This is a genomic window from Pseudoxanthomonas sp. F37 (genome assembly GCF_022965755.1).
Classification (GTDB): domain Bacteria; phylum Pseudomonadota; class Gammaproteobacteria; order Xanthomonadales; family Xanthomonadaceae; genus Pseudoxanthomonas_A.
Genome location: NZ_CP095187.1, coordinates 627298 through 646243, shown reverse-complemented (window position 1 = coordinate 646243; position 18946 = coordinate 627298). Strand labels below are relative to the sequence as shown.

At 66.4% G+C, this 18946-nt stretch carries 17 protein-coding genes, 1 tRNA gene and 2 pseudogenes; 11 read left to right on the top strand and 9 right to left on the bottom strand.

The genetic code is table 11. The features are described from left to right. Positions 1-15: 15 nt before the first annotated feature. The 6 genes and pseudogenes from ampE to MUU77_RS02800 form a co-directional block, all read right to left on the bottom strand. Positions 16-912, bottom strand: a complete 897-nt coding sequence (gene ampE, locus MUU77_RS02825) for a regulatory signaling modulator protein AmpE (RefSeq protein ID WP_245091360.1) — start codon at positions 910-912, stop codon at positions 16-18. Between the two features lie 39 nt (positions 913-951). Further along, on the bottom strand, positions 952-1896 hold the full coding sequence (gene nudC / locus MUU77_RS02820) for an NAD(+) diphosphatase (RefSeq protein WP_245094181.1): 945 nt from the start codon (positions 1894-1896) through the stop codon (positions 952-954). A gap of 29 nt (positions 1897-1925) precedes the next feature. Next, positions 1926-2312 carry an iron-sulfur cluster insertion protein ErpA gene (gene erpA, locus MUU77_RS02815; RefSeq protein ID WP_245091358.1) on the bottom strand — a complete coding sequence of 129 codons (387 nt, stop codon included), beginning with the start codon at positions 2310-2312 and terminating at the stop codon, positions 1926-1928. A gap of 37 nt (positions 2313-2349) precedes the next feature. Continuing rightward, entirely contained in the window at positions 2350-3078 is a 729-nt protein-coding gene (locus MUU77_RS02810; protein WP_245091356.1) for a DUF6776 family protein, read from the bottom strand. Between the two features lie 115 nt (positions 3079-3193). Then, positions 3194-3550, bottom strand: a pseudogene (locus MUU77_RS02805) (polymer-forming cytoskeletal protein); the annotation flags it as partial. Between the two features lies 1 nt (position 3551). Beyond that, positions 3552-4286, bottom strand: coding sequence for a DUF6776 family protein (locus MUU77_RS02800; RefSeq protein ID WP_245091346.1), 735 nt, complete (start codon positions 4284-4286; stop codon positions 3552-3554). A gap of 98 nt (positions 4287-4384) precedes the next feature. Here MUU77_RS02800 and MUU77_RS02795 point away from each other — a divergent pair, with 98 nt between their 5' ends. The 3 genes and pseudogenes from MUU77_RS02795 to MUU77_RS02785 form a co-directional block, all read left to right on the top strand. Further along, positions 4385-5005, top strand: coding sequence for a DUF4126 domain-containing protein (locus MUU77_RS02795; RefSeq protein ID WP_245091344.1), 621 nt, complete (start codon positions 4385-4387; stop codon positions 5003-5005). Positions 5006-5090: 85 nt separating this feature from the next. Further along, positions 5091-6992 (top strand): EAL domain-containing response regulator, encoded by a 1902-nt coding sequence (locus MUU77_RS02790; protein WP_245091342.1) that lies wholly within the window; start codon positions 5091-5093, stop codon positions 6990-6992. 29 nt (positions 6993-7021) lie between these two features. Further along, positions 7022-9412: pseudogene (locus tag MUU77_RS02785) on the top strand (ATP-binding protein); the annotation flags it as partial. Between the two features lie 77 nt (positions 9413-9489). On the opposite strand, the gene bfr reads toward MUU77_RS02785, so the two are convergent. From bfr to MUU77_RS02770, 3 genes are all read right to left on the bottom strand, one after another. After that, on the bottom strand, positions 9490-9960 hold the full coding sequence (bfr, locus tag MUU77_RS02780; protein ID WP_162111468.1) for a bacterioferritin: 471 nt from the start codon (positions 9958-9960) through the stop codon (positions 9490-9492). 110 nt (positions 9961-10070) lie between these two features. Next, entirely contained in the window at positions 10071-10283 is a 213-nt protein-coding gene (locus MUU77_RS02775; protein ID WP_245091340.1) for a (2Fe-2S)-binding protein, read from the bottom strand. Between the two features lie 67 nt (positions 10284-10350). After that, complete coding sequence (locus MUU77_RS02770; protein ID WP_245091329.1) at positions 10351-10950, bottom strand: RNA pyrophosphohydrolase; 600 nt, start codon at positions 10948-10950, stop codon at positions 10351-10353. Positions 10951-11066: 116 nt separating this feature from the next. Here MUU77_RS02770 and MUU77_RS02765 point away from each other — a divergent pair. From MUU77_RS02765 to MUU77_RS02730, 8 genes are all read left to right on the top strand, one after another. Then, positions 11067-11143 (top strand) — tRNA-Met (locus MUU77_RS02765). A gap of 250 nt (positions 11144-11393) precedes the next feature. Further along, positions 11394-12173 carry a hypothetical protein gene (locus MUU77_RS02760; protein ID WP_245091322.1) on the top strand — a complete coding sequence of 260 codons (780 nt, stop codon included), beginning with the start codon at positions 11394-11396 and terminating at the stop codon, positions 12171-12173. A 244-nt stretch (positions 12174-12417) separates the two neighbouring features. Continuing rightward, the gene (locus MUU77_RS02755) at positions 12418-12576 is read left to right on the top strand and encodes a hypothetical protein (protein ID WP_245091320.1); all 159 of its coding nucleotides are present in this window, start codon (positions 12418-12420) and stop codon (positions 12574-12576) included. A gap of 1214 nt (positions 12577-13790) precedes the next feature. Next, on the top strand, positions 13791-14399 hold the full coding sequence (locus MUU77_RS02750; RefSeq protein WP_245091318.1) for a Panacea domain-containing protein: 609 nt from the start codon (positions 13791-13793) through the stop codon (positions 14397-14399). A gap of 125 nt (positions 14400-14524) precedes the next feature. Beyond that, positions 14525-14827, top strand: coding sequence for a hypothetical protein (locus MUU77_RS02745; protein ID WP_245091316.1), 303 nt, complete (start codon positions 14525-14527; stop codon positions 14825-14827). Between the two features lie 114 nt (positions 14828-14941). Beyond that, positions 14942-16159: a tyrosine-type recombinase/integrase gene (locus MUU77_RS02740; RefSeq protein WP_245091314.1), complete on the top strand. Its 1218-nt coding sequence runs from the start codon at positions 14942-14944 to the stop codon at positions 16157-16159. Between the two features lie 51 nt (positions 16160-16210). After that, on the top strand, positions 16211-16576 hold the full coding sequence (locus MUU77_RS02735) for a hypothetical protein (RefSeq protein WP_245091313.1): 366 nt from the start codon (positions 16211-16213) through the stop codon (positions 16574-16576). 1038 nt (positions 16577-17614) lie between these two features. Beyond that, positions 17615-18664, top strand: a complete 1050-nt coding sequence (locus tag MUU77_RS02730; RefSeq protein WP_245091311.1) for a hypothetical protein — start codon at positions 17615-17617, stop codon at positions 18662-18664. Positions 18665-18946: the final 282 nt, after the last annotated feature.

Below are 18946 nucleotides of genomic sequence, written 5' to 3'. Positions count from 1 at the left end.
TTTCCATGTCGCGGGTCAGCCCACCCAACCGCCGATCACGAACACCGCCAGCACCGCCAGCCACAGCAGCAGGATGCGCCACACCAGGCTCATCGCGTCGCGCAGCTCGGGCAGTTCGCGCATGGCCTGCACCATGCCCTCCTCGGCGTACTCCTCGGCCTCTTCCGCCAGTTCGCCGCGTACGCTGGCGCGCGCGACGCTGCCCAGGAAGCCGGTATCCAGGCGCAACCGCGCCCCGCCCGCTTCGCGCCAGGCCGAGAACACCGTGTCGAAGTTGCCCACCAGCGCCATCGCCAGCGTCATCAGCTGGGCCACCGGCCAGTCCAGGGCCGTGAGCAGCGCGCGTGCGCCCGCTCGGGTCTGTTCCGGCAGTTCGCTCGCCGACTCGCCGTCGACGGCCAGCGAGGACAGGCGATAGAGCAGCGCCCCCGCCGGACCCAGCAGCAGGAACCAGAACAGCACGCCGAACCAGCGGCGCAGGGCATTGGCGAACACCGCTTCGACCAGCGCCGGACCGTCCAGTGCCGCTGCTTCGCCGGTCAGGCCCAGGCGCGCGATGGCGGCGCGCCGCGTCGGCGCATCGTGCGCGTCGATGATGGCTTCCACGTCCACGTCGAGATCGCGCGGGCCCCAGGCATATACCAGCACCACGATGTCGAACAGCAGGCCGATCAGGCCGTACAGCGGACCGTCCAGCAGCCACTGCAGCAGCGCGACCACCAGCAGCACCGGCGCCAGCGCCAGCGCGATGCCGTAGCGGCCGCCCTGGAATCCGGCACTGTCGCGCCCGCCCTCGCCCAACCAGCGCAACCATGCGTCGTACCAGGCGTACTGGCGGAAGGCGGCGACCAGGGAGGGGGCGACGTGGCCCAGCACCAGCGCCAGCACGACAGCGACAAGCGTGATCGACATGCGGTTCCTCCGGTGCGGGGATTCTAGTCCCGCCGCCTGTTAATGCCCGGTCTCGGCGAGCGTCGGGGCATCCACGCGGCATGCCCGCATGCCGGCATGCCAATGTTCGATCAGGGCGCGCGCGATGGAGATGGAAGGCGACAGCAGCAGGCCCGCACCGTCGTCGTTGCCTTCGCGGGCCAGTGCCGCGTCGATCTCGTCGAAGGTGAACCAGCGCGCGTCCTCCAGCTCGCCATCGACCTGCGGCGGATCCGCTTCGGCGACGGCGCTGAAGCCGAGCATCAGCGCGCCGGGGAACGGCCAGGGCTGCGAGCCCAGATAGCGGCAGTGCCGCACGCGCACCTGGGTCTCTTCCAGCACCTCGCGCACCACGGTCTGTTCCAGCGTCTCGCCCGGCTCAACGAAGCCGGCGACCACCGAGTAGCGCCTGGGCGGCCAGGCCGCCTGCCGACCCAGCAGCAGACGCTCGCCATCGCTGACGGCGACGATCACCGCCGGGTCGACGCGTGGATAGTGGTCCTTGCCGCAGTGCGTGCAATGGGCGATGTAGCCCGCGCGCCGGAAGGTGATGGCCCCGCCGCAGGCGCTGCAGAAGCGCGTGGCGGACTGCCAGTGCAGCAGCGCGCGCGCCATGGCGAACACGCCGGCGTCGAAGGCGGACCATGCCGCCGCCGCGCGGCGCAGGTCGATCCGGGAAGGCGCGTCCACCGGATGGTGCCGCGCGTCGGCAGCGAACCAGGCCATCCCGTCCTTCAGCCCGAGGAACAGGCTGGCGCCCGGGCCGCCGCCCAGCGTCGCGCCCGACACCGGGAACCGCATGCCCGCCCCGTCCGCCAGCGCACGCCCCTCCTCGTCGAGCAGCAGCACGCGCGCGGACGGCCACAGCCGCGCCAACGCCTCGGCGTCGTCACGCAGCGCATCGGCGCGGTCCAGCGTGTCGCCTGCGAAGGCGAAGCCGGCCAGTGGCACGGGGGGAGCGAGCAGACCTGTCACGGAACGCGGCAGGCCGGGGTTCACATGCTGAAACTGCTGCCGCAGCCGCAGGTGGTCTTGGCGTTGGGGTTGCGGATCACGAACTGCGCGCCCTGCAGGCTTTCGCTGTAGTCCACTTCCGCGCCCATCAGGTACTGCAGGCTCAGCGGATCCACCAGCAGCGAGACGCCATCGGTATCGACGGCCACGTCGTCCTCGGCGCGGTTCTCGTCGAATTCGAACCCGTACTGGAAGCCCGAGCAGCCGCCGCCCTGGATGTAGACGCGCAGCGCCAGGCTGTCGCTGCCTTCTTCGCGGATCAGCTCGCGCACCTTCGCCGCCGCGGCGGGCGTGAAGTTCAACGGCCGGTCGATCGACTGGTAGTCGGGCGCGGCGGGTGCGGTGGGCAGTGAGACAACGGTGGTCATGAGGGAAGGATGGGGGCTGGCGGAAATCAGTTCAAGCTCAGTGCGCGCCGGCCCCCTCGCCGGCGCCTTCCTTCGCCGCGGCCTGCGCCCACGGGAACGACTGTTCCACGGCGGCGCCGCCCTGCGGCACCACGCGCGCGATGACGCGGACCGGCTTGAAGCCCGGCGGCAGCAGCAGGTCGCCTTCGACCTGCTGGAAGTACTTGAACGAATACGGCACGCCTGGCGCATCGGGCTGTTGGCGCAGGTCGGACCAGGCCAGGCGGCGCAGCTTGCCGGCCTCGGTCCCTTCCACCGACACCAGCAGGCGGCCGGCATTGACGGCGCCGCGATTGAGGTTCTGGGTGAGCGTGGCGGTGAAGTGCCAGGCCTGCTCGTCCTGCGGCTGCAGGGTCAGTTCGTGCACGGACAGGCCGCGGCGCTGGGCGGTGGCGCCGACGAAGCGTTCGTAGAAGGCCACATCGGCGCGCAGGCCGGCGATTTCCTCGTCGCGTTCGGACAGCGTGGCCTGCAGGTCGCGGTTGGCGTCGCGGCTGATCTGGTCCGAGCGCGACAGGGTGGCCACCTGCTGCTCCAGCGATTCGATCCGTCGCTGCTGCTCGCGCAGCTGCGACGGCGTAGCCTCACCGTCGGCGCCGCCCGCCAGCGCGCGCCACAGGGCCCAGCCGCCCAGCGCCAGGGCCATGGCCAGCGCGATGCCCGCGATCACCGGCCCCCTGCGGAAACGGGGCGGTGGCACGGTCGGCGGAGCGGGCCTGGCGTTCATGGCCGCAGGATAGCGCGGCCGGTCCCAGCGGGCTCTGAATGCCCGGTCAGGCGTCGGCGGCCGCCCAGGCTTCCGGCGCGACCGCGCCCTCGTGCCCCGCGGCGGGGACGGCATCGGCATGCACCAGGCGCCCGGTCAGCTGGGCGCCCGCGCTCATCTCCACCACCTTGTAATGCAGGTTGCCCTGCACGCGGGCCTTGCCCGCCAGCTCGATGCGCTCGTGCGCGTGCACGTCGCCGGTCAGGCGGCCGTTGATCACCACCACCGGCGCCTGCACTTCGCCCTCGATGCTGCCCTGCTCGGCCAGGGTCAGCACGGCGCGCCCGCCGGCTTCGGCGATCACCTTGCCCTGGATGTGCCCTTCCACGTACAGGCCACCGCTGAACATCACGTCGCCGCGGATGGTGACCTGGGGACCGATCAGGGTGTCGATGGCGCCCACGTCGGGACGGATGGGCTTGGGCTTGAACATCTCACTTGCCTCCTGCGGCTGTGGCGGTCTTCCAGTCGAAGGCCTGCTCCACCGCCGCGTCCTCGCCGTTCAGCGTCACCTTGACGCGTTGCGGCGTGAACCCGTGCGGCAGCATCACGTTGCCGTCCAACTGCTGGAAATAACGGAAGGAATAGGTTTGCCCGGGCGCGCCGCGCTGCTGGTGCAGTTCGTCCCACTGCACCGCGGCGAGCTTGCCGTCGCGCACGCCCTCCACGCTGAAACGCATCTGGCCCTGGCTGATCGCGCCGCGGTTGAGCGTCTGCGTCAGCATGATCTGGTAACGCCAGGTGCCGCCGGCTTCCGGCGCGAACTCGGCCACGTGCACGCTGAGCCCCTTGCGCTGGCTGGTCGATCCCACCAGTCGCTCGTAGAAGGCCACGTCGGCACGCAACGCGGCGATTTCCTCGTCGCGCTCGGCCAGCGCATCCTGCACCTCGGCGTTGGCGGCGCGGCTGATCTGGTCGGAACGGGCCAGGGTGGATTCGCGCTGGCGCAGCGTGCGCGCTTCGGCCTGCGCCGCCTGCAAGGCCTGCTCGGCGCGCGCCCGCGCCGCATCGGCCCGGGCCAGGCGCGGGGCCGCGGTGTGGCTGGCGAGGAACCAGACCGCGCCCAGGCTGGCCAGCCAGGCCAGGCCCAGCAGCAGCGACGTGCCGCGGCGGCGTACGGCCACCTCGCGCGGCACGATCCGGAAGCGGGAAGGAACAGGTGCGGACATGGTGGACGGGCGGCGGGCGATGCTCAGCCGGCAGCCAGACGGGACCCCTATACTCGCCGCAGTGGCGCGAGCCCACGAGTCTAACGGGAGTGGCCGGGATGTCCGAAGCGCATCTTTTCGTAATTGGGATCCTGTTGGCATGGATGGCCGGGATCCGCGTCTACCTCACCGTGTTCGGCGTGGGCCTGGCCGGCGCCCTCGGTTGGCTGGACCTGCCGCCGGCGCTGCAGGCCACCCAGTCCTGGTGGGTGCTGGGCACCTCCGGCGCGCTGGCCCTGGCCGAGTTCTTCGCCGACAAGATTCCGGGCGTGGATTCGGGCTGGGACCTGCTGCAGACCCTGGCCCGCGTACCGGCGGGCGCTTTCCTCGCCGCCGCCACGCTCTCGCCCGACGGGCAGCTGAGCGGCGGCGCGCTGGCCGCGGGGGCCGGCATCGCGCTGACCAGCCATGTGCTGAAAAGCGGATCGCGCGCGCTGATGAACACCTCGCCCGAGCCGGTCAGCAACTGGGCCGCCTCGGTCACCGAGGATGCCGTGGTGGTCGGCGGGCTGGCCTTGGCCTTTGCGCACCCCTGGATTGCGTTATGCCTGGTGATGGGGGTGTCGCTGCTGATCGCCTTGGCGGTGTGGTGGGTCTGGCGCAAGGTCTCGCGCGGACTGAAGCGCCTGCTGCAGGCGGCGCCATCGGCGCAGGCGACACCCCCGACCTCCGGCCCGTGACAGGGGCCGGCGCTTCGGGGATCATGGCTCTCCTGCCTCGGCCGTGAACTTCATCGCATAATGGGGCTCAGCTTGGGGAAGCCTGATGTCCGTCCTCGATTCCACGTCCCGCCCGCAGGATGAGCCCTCACGCTCGCGCCTGCGCGCGGAAACCCCGCCGGCCCATCATTGGCGCCGCTGGGTGGGCGATGCCACGCCCGAGGACCTGGAACAGGCCCCCGATGCCGGAGACTCCCCCACGATGAATCCCCTCCCGCAGCCCCCCGTCGACACCGCGCCGGCCACCCCGCCGCCGGAGGCGCCCGCCGCATCCGCGGCGAACCGGGTGCCCGAGCCGGTCGATCCCGAATCCCCGTACCGCGTGCTGATCGTCGAGGACGACCGCGGGCAGGCGCTGTTCGCGCAGAGCGTGCTGCACGGTGCCGGCATGCAGGCCGAGGTGCAGATGCAGTCCGACGGCCTGCTGGACGCGATGCGCCGCTTCCGCCCCGATCTGGTGCTGATGGACCTGCACATGCCTGGCAAGGACGGCATGTCGCTGACCATGCTGCTGCGCCAGCAGCCCGAGTACCTGCACCTGCCCATCGTGTTCCTGACCGGCGACCCGGACCCCGAGCGCCAGTTCGAGGTACTGGAAAGCGGCGCCGACGATTTCCTCAACAAACCCATCCGGCCGCGCCACCTGATCGCGGCGGTCTCCAACCGCATCCAGCGCGCGCGCCAGCGCAACCAGGCGCTGCAGGCCCCGCGCCCTTCGGTCAACAGCGACACCGGCCTGCCCACGCGCACCTTCGTGCTGCAGCATCTGGCCGATTCGCTGCAGCGGCAGTCGCGCGGCGGGCTGTTCTTCGTCGAGGTCAACAGCGCGCTGAGCCTGCGCGAACGCTACGGCTACGCGGTGTTCGAGCACCTGATGAACCAGGCGGGCCGCCAGCTGGCCGCCGCCGCGTCGCCGCACCCGGTGGCGCGCCTGAACGACAACAGTTTCCTGATGCTGGCCGACGGCGTGGACGAAGCCACCCTGCCGGCCCTGGCCCAGCAGTTGCGCGACGGACTGGGCAGCCACGATTTCCAGACCCGCGCCAACGAAGTGCTCAAGCTGCGCAGTTCGGTGGGCTACACCGCGCTGTCGCTGGGCTTCGCCGACGCGGGCAGTGCGCTGGAGGCGATCGAGCGCGCGGTGCTGCAGGCCCGGCTGAAGCCGGACAGCGTGGCCGAGTACGTCCCGGCCGAGATCGACGACGATGCCCCGCGCATCTCGCTGGAGGATGGCCAGTTCGAGCTGGCCTACCAGCCCATCGTGGCCGTCGCCGGCAGCGAGCAGGCGCAGTACCAGGTGCTGCTGCGCATGCGCCAGCCCGACGGCTCGCTGCTGCCCGCCTCGCAGGTCATCCCGGCCGCCGAACTGGCCGGCGGCATCGCCCAGATCGATCACTGGGTGCTGGAACACGCGCTTTACGTGCTGGCCGAACGCCAGGCCCAGGGACCGTCGCTGCGCCTGTTCGTGTCGCAGTCGCCGCGCTCGCTGGCGCGCGAGTCGCATGCGCAGTGGCTGCTCGACGCGCTGCGCGCGCGCGGCATCGAGGGTACCTCGCTGGTCATCGACCTGCGCCTGGCCGATGCGCTGATCCACACCGTCACCCTGCGCCAGTTCTGCCAGCAGCTGATGCCGGCCGGCGTGCAGTTCTGCCTCAGCCAGTTCGAGCCGGGCGCCGAGGCCGATGCGCTGCTCACGCAGTTGCCGCTGGGCTTCGTGCGCGTGTCCAGCAAATACGCCAGTGCGCATGCCGACATGCAGCTGCGCGACCAGCTGCGCGGGATCATCGACAACGCCCACCGCCAGGGCCTGCAGGTGATCGGCCAGCAGATCGAGGATCCGCAGGCCGCCGCGGCCATGTGGATGGGCGGCGTGGACTTCATCCAGGGCAACCTGGTGCAGGCGGTCGGCAGCGAACTCGGCTTCGACTTCCACAACGCGGTGCTGTAACGATGCCCGCCGCCGGACGGACGCCGGTGATGCCCTGGGTGACCGCCGTGTTCGCCGCGGCTTCGCTGGCCTCGGCCGGCCTGCAGCAGGCCGGCATCGCGGGGCCGTGGCTGCCGGTGGCCCTGGGCAGCGGTGCCTGCGCCCTGGCGTCCGCCATCGCGGCGGCGCTGCAGTCGCGTGCGCAGGCGCGCCTGCATGCCGGCATCCAGGCGCGTGCGGCGATGGCCGAATCCGAACGCGACAGCCTGCAGCGCGACCTGCAGCGCCACGACCGCCTGGAACAGGAACTGGTGCGCGCCAAGCAGGCCGCCGAATCGGCCGCGATGGCCAAGGGCGAGTTCCTGGCCACGATGAGCCACGAGATCCGCACGCCGCTCAACGGCATCGTGCCGATGCTGGAGATGCTGTCGCGCGCGCCGCTGGCACCGGACCAGCGCGAGATGCTGAGCACGGCGACCGCGTCCTCGCACCAGCTGCTGCGCATCGTCGACGACATCCTGGACTACTCCAAGCTGGAAGCGAACAAGCTGGACCTGGAGATCACCGGGTTCAACCTGCGCGAACTGCTCGACGGCGTGCTGCAGCTGATGCATCGCCCCGCCGAGAACAAGGGCCTGCGGCTGAGCCTGCAGCTGGACCCGGCCGTGCGCCTGCCGGTGCGCGGCGACCCGGTGCGCCTGCGCCAGGTGCTGACCAACCTGGTGGGCAACGCCATCAAGTTCACCGATCGCGGCTCGGTCACGCTGGTGGTGCGGCGGCTGGGCGAGACCGCGGCCCAGCACCTGCTCCGCTTCGAGGTGCGCGACACCGGCATCGGCATCGAGGAAGACGCCCGCCACCGCCTGTTCCATTCCTTCAGCCAGGCCGACGCCTCCACCACGCGCCTGTATGGCGGCACCGGCCTGGGCCTGGCGATCTGCCGGCGCATCGTCGACCTGATGGGGGGCCGCATCGACGTGGTGTCCGAGGTCGGTCGCGGTTCGACGTTCTGGTTCGAAGTCCCGCTGATGAAGGTGATCGGCGACCTGCGCCAGCGCGACAACGGCGCGCTGGACCACGGGCGCGTGCTGATCGTCTCGCCCGACGCGCGCCTGCGGCAGCGCCTGACCCTGCTGGCCACCAACTGGGGCATGCAGCCGGTGGCGGTGGAGACCACGCAGGAAGCGATGGACCGGCTGCGCCTGGTCGGCGAGCAGGGACAGCAGGACTACCTGGCCGTGCTGGCGGACATCAGCGGCATCCGCAGCACCGCCCTGGCACTGCACCGGGCGATCGCACGGCGGCCCTCGCCGGACGCGCTGCGGCTGGTGTGGCTGTACGGCGACGAGGCGGTGCCGGCCGAGCTGCAGCCGCGCAGCACGCAGCTGTCGCGGCAGTCGCCGGATGCGGACCTGCGCGCGGCCCTTACCGGTGCCGCGCCGGAGCAGGACGCATCGGACCTGCTGCCGACGATGCAGGAGATCTTCCCGGAACCGGTGCGCGAACCGGCCCCGGCCGCGCCCGTCATTGCGTCCCCCGTCGCGCCGCAGCCCACGGCCCCCGTGGCCGCGCCCGCCGTGGCCGAACAGGCGGCGGCGCCGGAACCCGCCGCCGTCAGCGCCATGCGCACCGAGCCGCGCCTGCTGCTGGTGGAGGACAACCCGGTCAACCTGCTGGTGGCGCAGAAACTGCTGGCCGCGCTGGGCTTCGACTGCGACACCGCCGCCAACGGCGACCTGGCCCTGAAGCGCATGCAGGCCGAGGCCTTCGACCTGGTGCTGATGGACTGCCAGATGCCGGTACTGGACGGCTATGCCGCAACACGACGCTGGCGCGAGCTGGAAGCCGAGCGCGCCGACGGCGCCCGCCTGCCCATCGTGGCGATGACCGCCAACGCGATGGCGGGCGACCGCCAGCGGTGCCTGGATGCGGGCATGGACGACTACCTGGCCAAGCCCGTCTCGCGCGAACAGCTGGAAGGCTGCCTGCATCGCTGGCTGCCGGACCGCATGAATTTCGTGCTGCGCAACGCCGCCCTGGTCCCGCCCGCCGAACCGGCCCCATCGCCACCGGCGGTCGCCACCGCGCGCGCGCCGGCGCCCAGTTTCCCGGTGCTGGACCAGACCATGCTGGAGGAACTGCGCGAGATCGCGGGCGACGAAACCACGCGCATCATCACCATCTTCCTGGAAGATGCGCCGCGCCTGATCGGTACGCTGGAGAAGGCGGCGGCGGTGCCGGACCTGGATGCCATGCGCGATGCCGCGCACACGCTCAAGTCCTCCAGCGCCAACGTCGGCGCGATGGCCCTGTCCGCCGCCGCCAAGCGGGTGGAACTGGGTGCGCGTGCGCGCAAGCTGGAGCGCCCGGCCGTCGCCGTGGCGCTGGTCATCGCCGAATACGCGCGCGCGCGCATGGCGCTGCAGGGCTACGCGGCGCAGCAGCTGGGCCGGCCACTGCTGCCGGTGCCGCCGCAGGCGCGGCATTCATCGCCGGCGCCCACGGCACCGGACACGCCTCAGTCGTCGAGCTTGGTCAGCAGGTAATTCGGCTCGCCGATGCGGTCGATCACCGACAGCTGGGTTTCCAGCCAGTCGATGTGTTCCTCTTCCGAATCCAGGATGTCCACGAACAACTGCCGGCTGACGTAGTCGGCCACCGATTCGCAGTAGGCGATGGCTTCGCGCAGCGGCGGCAGGGCTTCCTGCTCCAGGGCCAGGTCGCATTCGAGGATCTCGCGCGGCGTTTCGCCGATGCGCAGCTTGCCCAGCGCCTGGAAGTTGGGCAGCCCATCGAGGAACAGGATGCGCTCCGACAGCTTGTCGGCGTGCTTCATCTCGTCGATGGATTCCTTGTACTCGTGCTCGGCCAGTTCCTTGAAGCCCCAGTTCTTCAGCATCTTGGCGTGCAGGAAGTACTGGTTGATCGCGGTCAGCTCGTTGTAGAGCGCCTTGTTGAGGTACTCGATGACCTTGGCGTCGCCTTTCATGGCCATGCTCCGTGGACAGATGGAGGGCACAGGTTAGCCCGCGCGCGCCACCGGTGCCGGAACGCGAATCGTGATCATCTTGGCGCGCAGGGGCCGCCGGGCGCGGCGCGTCAGGCGGCGTTCGGCAGGGTGAGGATGGGGAGCAGCGACTCGCGCGGGGCCGGTTGCGCCGCGTGCAGGATGTCCGCCGCCATCTCCAGGCAGCTGCCGCAGGTGGCGCCGGCGCCGGTGCGCATGGTCAGTTCGGCCACGGTGGCGCATCCGGCCGCGGCGGCTTCTCGGATCTGGCGGTCGGTCACGCCATTGCAGATGCAGACGTACACGGTGTCGGCGGCAGGACGGCAGGCACGGAATGGCCCGGCACCATTCCACCTTGAATGAGAATGATTGTCAATTCTTGGCGGGTTCGCCGGTGCCGCCCCGTTTACGTGCGGGCCGGTCGCGGCCCCGCCGGCGCGCACCGTCCGGTGCGCGGGAGGCGGCCGGCAATGCGGCGGGGATGGCCTGGGGACCGGCCACGGAGCGGGCGAAGGTAGCCAGGTGGCCCAGGGCACGGGCATAGACGCGGCGTTTGAAGATCACCACGTGCTCCAGCGGGTACCAGAAGTCCACCCAGCGCCAGTGGTCGAACTCGGGGCTCTCGGTCAGGTCCAGCCGCAGGTGGGCTTCATCGCCGACCAGGCGCAACAGGAACCAGACCTGCTTCTGGCCGATGCAGACCTGGCGTTCGTTGCGCCGGATGGCACGGGGCGGCAGGCGATAGCGCAGCCAGCCGGGCGTGACGCCCAGAACTTCCACATGTTCGGGCAACAGGCCGGTTTCTTCGCGCAACTCGCGGTACATGGCCTCGACCGGGGTCTCGTCCGTGTTCATGCCGCCCTGCGGGAACTGCCAGCCATCCCGGCGCACGCGCCGTGCCCAGAACACCCGGCCATCGGGCCGCATCAACACGATGCCGACATTGGGTCGGTAGCCGTCCGGATCGATCACGATGCGGACTCCTAAAATCTACTGTCCCCGACTCTGCCACGCCCCGCCGCAGGCGACAAGCGCGGCCGCCCGGCTTGACAGGCAGGGGGTCGAAATGAAGAATACGCGGTTCACGCGGCTATGTAGCTCAGCCGGTTAGAGCACAGCACTCATAATGCTGGGGTCGGTGGTTCGAGTCCACCCATAGCCACCAGATTCCCGAGCGGAATCAACGCGTTGAACAAACCCGCCGCGAGGCGGGTTTTTTGTTGGGCGTGATCTTGGGTTTGCCGGGAGGGGTGGAGGCGGCTTCAGGGCGGCTTAGGCGGAAGTCTACCCCTCCCCGGCACGCTCTCACCTACTCCCACCTTAGGAGCAGGTCTTCAATTACCCCCCTGGCACGCGCCTTGCCTTGTAGCGCTGCAGCCGCGCGTGCGCGACCATGCTCATCGGGGAGGGGCATCATGAAACTGGCATACACGGCACTACTAGCGTTCGTACTTGTCGCTGCGCCTGGTCACGCCGCAGAGCGAATCTTTGAGCCTGTGCCTGGTGACGATCAGACGGTCGAGTACCAGGACGGCGAAGTTGTGCTCATCGCACCCACGACCAATGCCGTCCTGTTCATTACCTATGTCCCGAGAGATAAGAAGTCGGCCTTCTTGAAGGTGGGCATCAAGAACATCGGCGAGGAAAGCTTCAACATCTCGGAGCGATCCTTCACAGCGTCGACTCCTTCCGGCCCCCTTACGGTCCTAACCTACGACGACCGGCTGCGCGAACAGAAGCGCCAGGAGACGTGGGCAGCAGTGGCAGCGGGCCTCGCTGCGGCTGGCAACAACATGTCTGCCTCCAACGCCGGCTACCAGACCAATTACGGCACGTACAACAGCCGAACGAACGCATATGCGTATGGCTCAGGCGGCTACGCTACGGGCACCGCGTACACGTCAGGAACCTACTCCGGGACCACCTACAACGCAGCTGCCGCACAACAGGCCCGCCTGGCTGCGGACAGGCAGAATCAGGCCATCTTCGATCGCCAAAGGGCAAATGCCGACTTCGCACGTCGCGACCTACAGAGCCGCGCTCTCAAGGCCAACACGTTGTCGCCGGGGGAATTCATCCTAGGAGATGTTCGGTTCTCGCTGCCCAAGCGGGACAGGCAGAGTGCCGCACAGTTGACCATTTCCGTCGACCTTGCTGGCGAGCCCGTGACTGTAACCTTCGTTGAGCAGCGGTGATGTATGTGTCCGGTCTCGCCGGCCTGAGCAGGGAGCGAGCGCACTCCGCTAGACCCCAGCCGATACCTGAATAGGCGGTCTTTGGTCTTCTCGTGAACTACCTTACACGACTCAGAACCACCTCCTTTCCCTTTTAAAATCAAGGCTAAGGCGGCATATCTGACGCTATTCTGAATATTGCTCTTTCTAGACAAGGCGCGCTTGCTTCAGCGAAATGCGAGTCAGCGTGTTCTGGAGCCGCGTTATGGAATGGCTGAAGTCGATGTTGGAGGCCCTGCTTGGCGGTGAACCCATTGTTGTTCTGGCAGTGGTAGTTCTCGCTTTCGTGTTCTTGATCTATCGCCTTGGGGTGCGGGTGCTGACCACGATTGAACGGATCGCGCGGCTTGGAGAGCGGCGATGAGGCCATGGGGAAAGCTGCCGTCCTGGTGGTTTCGGCCAGGGAGTGAAGCATTGACCTCTCTTCATGGAGGGCAATCCGCGGGGCTCTCGCAGGCGGCCCTACGCATCTATCTCGGACTGGCCGCCGCTAAGCGTTCCGACGCGTCCAGCTTTGAAGTGCGAGCCTCACTCAACGACCTCGAGGACCTGACGCAGTTGAGCCGAGTGATGACGCTGCGAGGCATTCATCGTGCGGTTGCGGCGGGCCTGATTTCTTACAAGCCCGGAAATCGAACCGCCCCGTCTGACTTCGAACTCTTGCGCCCCGAAGAGGGCGCGGGGGGGTGGGCTAAGCTTCCGAGAGCGCAGGTTCTTCAACGAGTGCCGAAGATTCCCCATCGAGGAACTACTGCACTGGTCGCCCTAAAGCTTTACTTGATCATGCTGGCGGGACGACCCAACGATAACGTTGTCGTAGCACTGAGACACCAGACATTGCGAGACAAGTCGGGAGCCCAGCCGAATCAAATCCGTCCAGCAGTTTCTCTTCTTGCCAATGAGGGGCTTGTACACGTCATCACGGAAGATGCGAGTGATGGTTTTCTGGTCCAGCGATATCAGGTCGTTGGCCGTCTCGATTCGCCGAAGAGCTGGAACGTGGCCACCACCATGACATTGAGCTCGCCCCCGTCGCCTCTGGCTCCATCTGTAAAGTAACTGGGCGTGGCGGGCGCACTTAAAGCTGCGCGGCCAAGCTTAGGCAAGTGTTCTTCACAGCTATGGCGCGGCTGAAGCCCCTCCCATAGCGCCACCGATCCCGCTCTCCGACCCACCCGGACTGGGATGACCTCAGAGTGGCTTAGGAGGGACACGAGAGTGTGAGCCCCTAGTGGGACACCGATCGTTGCGCAATCTGGCCCCCGGCAGTTCTCGACGCCTACTTTGGCTAGACCTCGCCCTCGCAGCCACCGATTGTCGGCGATCGATCAAATTCCAACAAATTCAAGGTCTTATATGTTTTTCGTATTGGACGGGGGGGGCCTTCGACCTCGTTAGTCTGAGCCCGCCTACGAGCGGTTGCCTAGGCTTAATGCAAACGAGCTATGCTTTCCTGAGCTCTACGAGCGCATCGAAGCAATGTAGTACGTGAGAGGGTGGCCCGCACCCTTCTCAAAACGGGGTCCAGCGGGCAAGCGTCCGGTTATGGGGAGAGACGGGATGCAAGTGGAGATGACCATGAGTGGTCGCCAGGCGAATAGAGCCGCATTTGAGGTAGACAAGGCCATCGCTGCAACGGCCCTCTTAGTCCAAGAGACGAACGAGTCGCTCTACCCGATCATGAAAATGATGTATTTGGCAGACAAACTCCATCTGGAGAAGTTCGGCCGCTTCATCGCGGGCGAACAGTATTGCGCCATGGAGAAGGGGCCGGTGCCCAGCTTCACCTACAGCATGCTGAAGCATGTGCGAGGGGACGACTCCTCCGACAAAGATTTTTTGCGCGCGCGCGAGTTTTTTGTGTACCACGCCAATCACATGATTGAGCTGAAGAAGGCGCCCGATCTTGAAGAACTGAGCGAGAGTGAAATCAACTCGCTGCGCGCAGTGATCGACACGTACAAGCGAGTTGGCAAGTGGGCCATAAGGGATATGTCCCATGACTCCGCGTGGAAGGATGCTTGGACGTTCATCAGCCGCCTGTTCAAGAAGTCGGCTCGCATGAGCAAAGAAAGCATTGCTCAGGAATTCGACAACGCAGACGAGATCATCCAACACCTCCGTGACGACAACCCCGGAGAAGCTCGCATGCCCGAAAAACGCACTCATTGGCGAGAAGCAGTTTAAAGGTCACGCCAGGGATGGCCGCTCAGCCTCCAATCCAAGTTGGCGACGTCTTCCGCCTTAGGTGCACACTGTGCAATCCACCGAAACCCAAGTTCTTCGTGGTGGCGGCACTTGACCCTCTGCGCATGTTCCTCATCAACTCAGCGCTTAATGAATTCCAGGCCGGGGTTCCCGAGATCGTCGCCTGCATGGCGCTCATCCGGGCTACTGATCACGCCGGATTCTTAACCCACGACAGTTACGTTGCTTGCAACCAGTTGTCGCACGAATACAGCTACGAGAAGCTCAGCGGCATTCTGAGCAGCGATCCCGGCATCCGTGTCGGTGCGCTCCATGCAAGTGCGAGGGATAGCGTGAGCCGCGCGCTCGCCGGCAATTCTCTGCTCTCAGGAAAATATCTCCGTCACGTGCGCCCTAATTGGCCGTAAACGACCTCGCGCCCCCTGCAGTTGTCGCGCCGATAGACGCGGACGATCCGCATCCAATCATGAACCTCCGGCCCTTCCTATCGTTGGCTTACGCCAACCAAGGAAGCCGCCCGGATGTCAGTCACCACCCTCACCAAACGACTCGTTGCCACTGCCCAGCCCAAGGATCGCGCGTACGAGCTCAGGGACACGCAGGTGCGCGGCTTACTGCTTCGGGTGCAGCCCAGTGGGCATAAAGCCTGGGTCGTCACCTGGGAGCACGGGAAGCGTCGTACGCTGGGGTCTGCTGGTCACTTGACGCTTGACGAGGCTCGGGAGATCGCCCGCAAGATCATCGCGGAGTACATCCAGACCGGGCTGCCCAGCATCGCCAAGCCCGCCGCCCCGAAGATCACCCTCGCGGAGTTCCTGCGCGACCACTACCGCCCTTGGGCGTGCAGCGAGCTCAAAGGGGCGGACAAGTACATCAGTCGCCTGGAGCGGGTATTCCCTGCCGCGCTCGACATGCCCATGTCCGACATCAACGCGGCCTGGGTCGAGCGCTGGTGGATGGAGCGACTGCAGACCAAGGCCCGCCCCGACCGGGCGGGTCTCATCACCAAGGCAACCGCGTGGCGTGACCTAGCCAGCTTCCGCGCCGTGATCGCTAAGGCAGTGAAGTGGGGGATGTTGGAGCAGAACCCCATCCAGCAGCTGCGCATGAAGGCGGCCAAGCCTCGGAGCGTTGTGCGGTTCTTAAGCCCCGCCGAAGAGCAGCGCCTCAGGGAAACCCTTGCAGCGCGCGACCTGGAACACGCTGCCGCGCGCAGATCAGCCAATGACTGGCGAGCAGCCCGGAGACGCCCGCTGTTCCCCGAAGTACCCGAAGGGGCCTATGCCGACCACCTAACGCCGGTCGTGCTGCTGGCGATGAACACCGGTCTGCGCAGGGGCGAACTGCTGGCCCTGGACTGGTCGGACATCAATCTGCAGGCGCGGATGCTCACGGTGCGCCGGGAGAACGCCAAGTCCGGCAAGCAGCGCCATGTCCCCCTGAACGCCGAAGCCATGACCGTGCTGCGGCAATGGGCGTTGCAGTCCGCCGTGTCGGGCAGCGTGTTCGGCATCTCCGGCATCAAGTCGTCCTGGGACACCCTGCTGACCGCAGCGCGGATCGAGGGCTTCCGCTTTCACGACCTGCGCCATCACTTTGCAAGCCGGCTGGTCATGGCTGGAGTCGATCTCAACACGGTCCGCGAACTACTTGGCCACGCCGATCTAACGATGACCCTCCGATATGCCCACCTCGCGCCGGAACACCTGGCAGCCGCCGTCGAGAAGCTCGCTGCCTGAGCTGTGCGCGCGTCGCAGACCCTTCATTACCCACCACAGAGAGCCAACCCAATGCGATCCATCACCCTGCCCCTCGTCGCTATCGTCGCCCTGACCGCATGCACCAGCCAGGAAGAACGTCAGATCCAGGCTGCTCACGCTCTGGTCAAGACCCAGCTCCGCGACCCGGACAGCGCTCAGTTCGACTGCTCTTGGCGTAGCGACCACACCCCCAGCCAAGCGGAACGCTATGCGTCGAAGGAGCCGATCCTCGAGTGCCGTGTGCGCGCCAAGAACGGCTTCGGCGGCTATGGCAGACCGCAGTCGTATGACTTCCAGTTCTACGCCGAAGCAAGCAAGCGTGACCAAGTACGCAGGGCGTGGCGCATGGATGAGGGGGTTGGCATCTTTGACTTCAGTTGGGTGAGGATCAAGTAGAAGTCCGCGGCCACCGGCGGAAAAGGGATTCACAGCGGGGAGGCGGACCGCCGCCCCTTCTTTCCACATGCCCAAAAAGCCTGCGAGCAGGCGGGCTGCGATAGGAAAATCCCTACAGCCAGGTGTGGCTTCGTCTGGCTTGAACGTGACAGGCAACTTGGGCGAATCTACCTTCGTCCAGCGCAGGACCTATGGTCGCTCACCTGCGTCATGCGCCCCTTGAGCCGGGGCGACGGGCGAATCGCTGATGTGCAGAGTGCGCTCCAAACTATGGAGATTGGTCAGGGCTGCGCGGACTTCGGCAGACGCACTACCGCACATCCGGCGCCGTTCTAGGACTTCGCTTCTCGCGCGAAGTCCTGACTCGCATCATTTTTCGCGATGCGGCCCCTCACAACGGGTCTTTCGGGCTTATACATCACCGTAAATCGTTGATAGTCATAGGTCGAGACCCGCGTCAGCCCGGCTCTGATCGCGAATTCTTATTGACGATTTCGTGACGTTTCAATGCGCTAACGCCGCGAAAGATGAGTCACGCTGCCACTTCGACGGGCGCTCCTGGGCCATCAGGCTATGTCAGCCGGAGAGCGAGGGCGATGACGCGTCAACTCCAACTCATACGCTCATCAATCTGCTTCACGGTGGCTCCTGACCTCCGAGAAAGGCGAGAGTCAGTAGTACCCCTTAGGACGCCCAAAGCAGCGATTTGGCGTGGACACACTCTCCTGATGGCCCCTCCTAAGGATCCGATGTGCACGCGCCCGGTGCACCGATTAGGCGCTACGGGGAAGCATGGTGCCCGCCTTCTGATAGCCCTCCTGGGCGGTGTTCAACTGATGAGCGCGTGCGCGCGAAATAGCACACGAAGCGCACCCGTTCACGATCTTTTTTTAGGCGACTTTCATTTTTGCGGCGCTTAACGCAGATCTGAAAACTGCCTGAACTTCCAACAGCCGAATTAGCAGCAAGTGGCTATAACAAGTCATACCGATGCAGCGATCCGCACCAGCTATCTAAACCCGAGCCACGAGAACACCATTGTCGAACTCCGTCTCACGCAAGCAGAAATGGTCCGGCACCAGTGTCCGTGACCGCCAATCGAGGGCATCTCGACTGCGCAGCTATCGAAAGCACGTCTCGGCCGCCCGAGCCCGAGCGGGCGAGATCGCGGTCGTTCGTGAGATTGTTCGCCCGGACGTGCTGCAACAGGAGGCACGGATCACGCGATCCGCCTGGGTTGCCTATGGCTACATGACCGCCATCCGCCGAACCGAGCTGTTCTGCGAGCTCTACCTGGATGCCTACCGCACACATTACGGTCAGGTCCGGGACTATCTAACCGCGGCCCGCCAGATACCTGTAAGCCCCGACCTTTTTCAGAACGACTCCCGCCAGATCAATTCCCTCTGGCGCGCACGCCAAGAGGCCGACCGTCTTGGGATGCCCTATGAGGTGTTCCTGGATGCGACAATGGCCTGGGCAGCACGCCAGAAGAATCGCAAGCAGCTTCTTGCTCCAAATCAGCTCTACAGTGCGAAAGCGCTGGCGGCGGCCCAGGCGCGATGGTCGGATTCCCGGGACACGTTCGCCATCTTCGCTGATGAATGGGATGCACGTCTGTTCGTTGGCGACGAGAAGTGCAGCCGCCCGCGCCTTCAGGCGCTGCGCCTCCTGAAACACCGAGTCATGATGGCGAAGAACCCCGAGATCACGCTCGCGAACTACATGGGCAGGCTCGGCGCCATCGATGAAGCCTTGGCCCGCCGAGTGTTCCATCGGCGGCCCGGCCTGGTCGAAGACGCCCTGCGCAGCCTGGTAGACCCTCTCCCGCCGCCAAAACGCGATCCTCCCACTACGCATATTCCGGCATGTCTCGGCCTTCAGGCGCATGCACGTGATCCTGCCTGTAGCGACTGTACGCTAGCTACACAGTGTGCTCGCCTTTGGGATGCGGCGACTGCCGAGCTCAAGCATGCAACCGGAAGTGCCGACCCGCAGGCAGACAAGAAGCGCCAGTTGGCCACCGAGCGAAAACGTCGCCAGCGCGATAGGGAGCGCGCCGCGGCATTGGTGAGTGACACGCCGTGAGCTCAGAAAGGTCCAGCGCACCCAAGCGTCACGCAGCGACTTCGGCCACCGGAGATGTCACGCTTTCCGGTCACGCTTTCCTCTATATCTCTTAATACCTTAAAGCTTAGAAGTAATTAAGAAATACCTAGGCGAGCGTGACATCCCGGAGTGGGGGGCGACTAGACGGATGTGTCTCAAAGAGACCTGGACGTCAGGATGCGCCCGGAATGGACGAGGATCCCGCTGACGACAACTGGGTGCCGGATCCAACTGGGACCTGTATTCCGGCATTCCGTTCGC

Bases quoted from the DNA above. Each gene is read 5' to 3' on its own strand.
- MUU77_RS02740 (WP_245091314.1), top strand. From the start codon at position 14,942: ATGTCAGTCACCACCCTCACCAAACGACTCGTTGCCACTGCCCAGCCC.
- MUU77_RS02760 (WP_245091322.1), top strand. From the start codon at position 11,394: ATGAAACTGGCATACACGGCACTACTAGCGTTCGTACTTGTCGCTGCG.
- MUU77_RS02745 (WP_245091316.1), top strand. From the start codon at position 14,525: ATGTTCCTCATCAACTCAGCGCTTAATGAATTCCAGGCCGGGGTTCCC.
- erpA (WP_245091358.1), bottom strand. From the start codon at position 2,312: ATGACCACCGTTGTCTCACTGCCCACCGCACCCGCCGCGCCCGACTAC.
- bfr (WP_162111468.1), bottom strand. From the start codon at position 9,960: ATGAAAGGCGACGCCAAGGTCATCGAGTACCTCAACAAGGCGCTCTAC.
- MUU77_RS02790 (WP_245091342.1), top strand. From the start codon at position 5,091: ATGTCCGTCCTCGATTCCACGTCCCGCCCGCAGGATGAGCCCTCACGC.
- MUU77_RS02795 (WP_245091344.1), top strand. From the start codon at position 4,385: ATGTCCGAAGCGCATCTTTTCGTAATTGGGATCCTGTTGGCATGGATG.
- MUU77_RS02735 (WP_245091313.1), top strand. From the start codon at position 16,211: ATGCGATCCATCACCCTGCCCCTCGTCGCTATCGTCGCCCTGACCGCA.
- MUU77_RS02810 (WP_245091356.1), bottom strand. From the start codon at position 3,078: ATGAACGCCAGGCCCGCTCCGCCGACCGTGCCACCGCCCCGTTTCCGC.
- MUU77_RS02755 (WP_245091320.1), top strand. From the start codon at position 12,418: ATGGAATGGCTGAAGTCGATGTTGGAGGCCCTGCTTGGCGGTGAACCC.
- MUU77_RS02750 (WP_245091318.1), top strand. From the start codon at position 13,791: ATGAGTGGTCGCCAGGCGAATAGAGCCGCATTTGAGGTAGACAAGGCC.
- ampE (WP_245091360.1), bottom strand. From the start codon at position 912: ATGTCGATCACGCTTGTCGCTGTCGTGCTGGCGCTGGTGCTGGGCCAC.
- MUU77_RS02800 (WP_245091346.1), bottom strand. From the start codon at position 4,286: ATGTCCGCACCTGTTCCTTCCCGCTTCCGGATCGTGCCGCGCGAGGTG.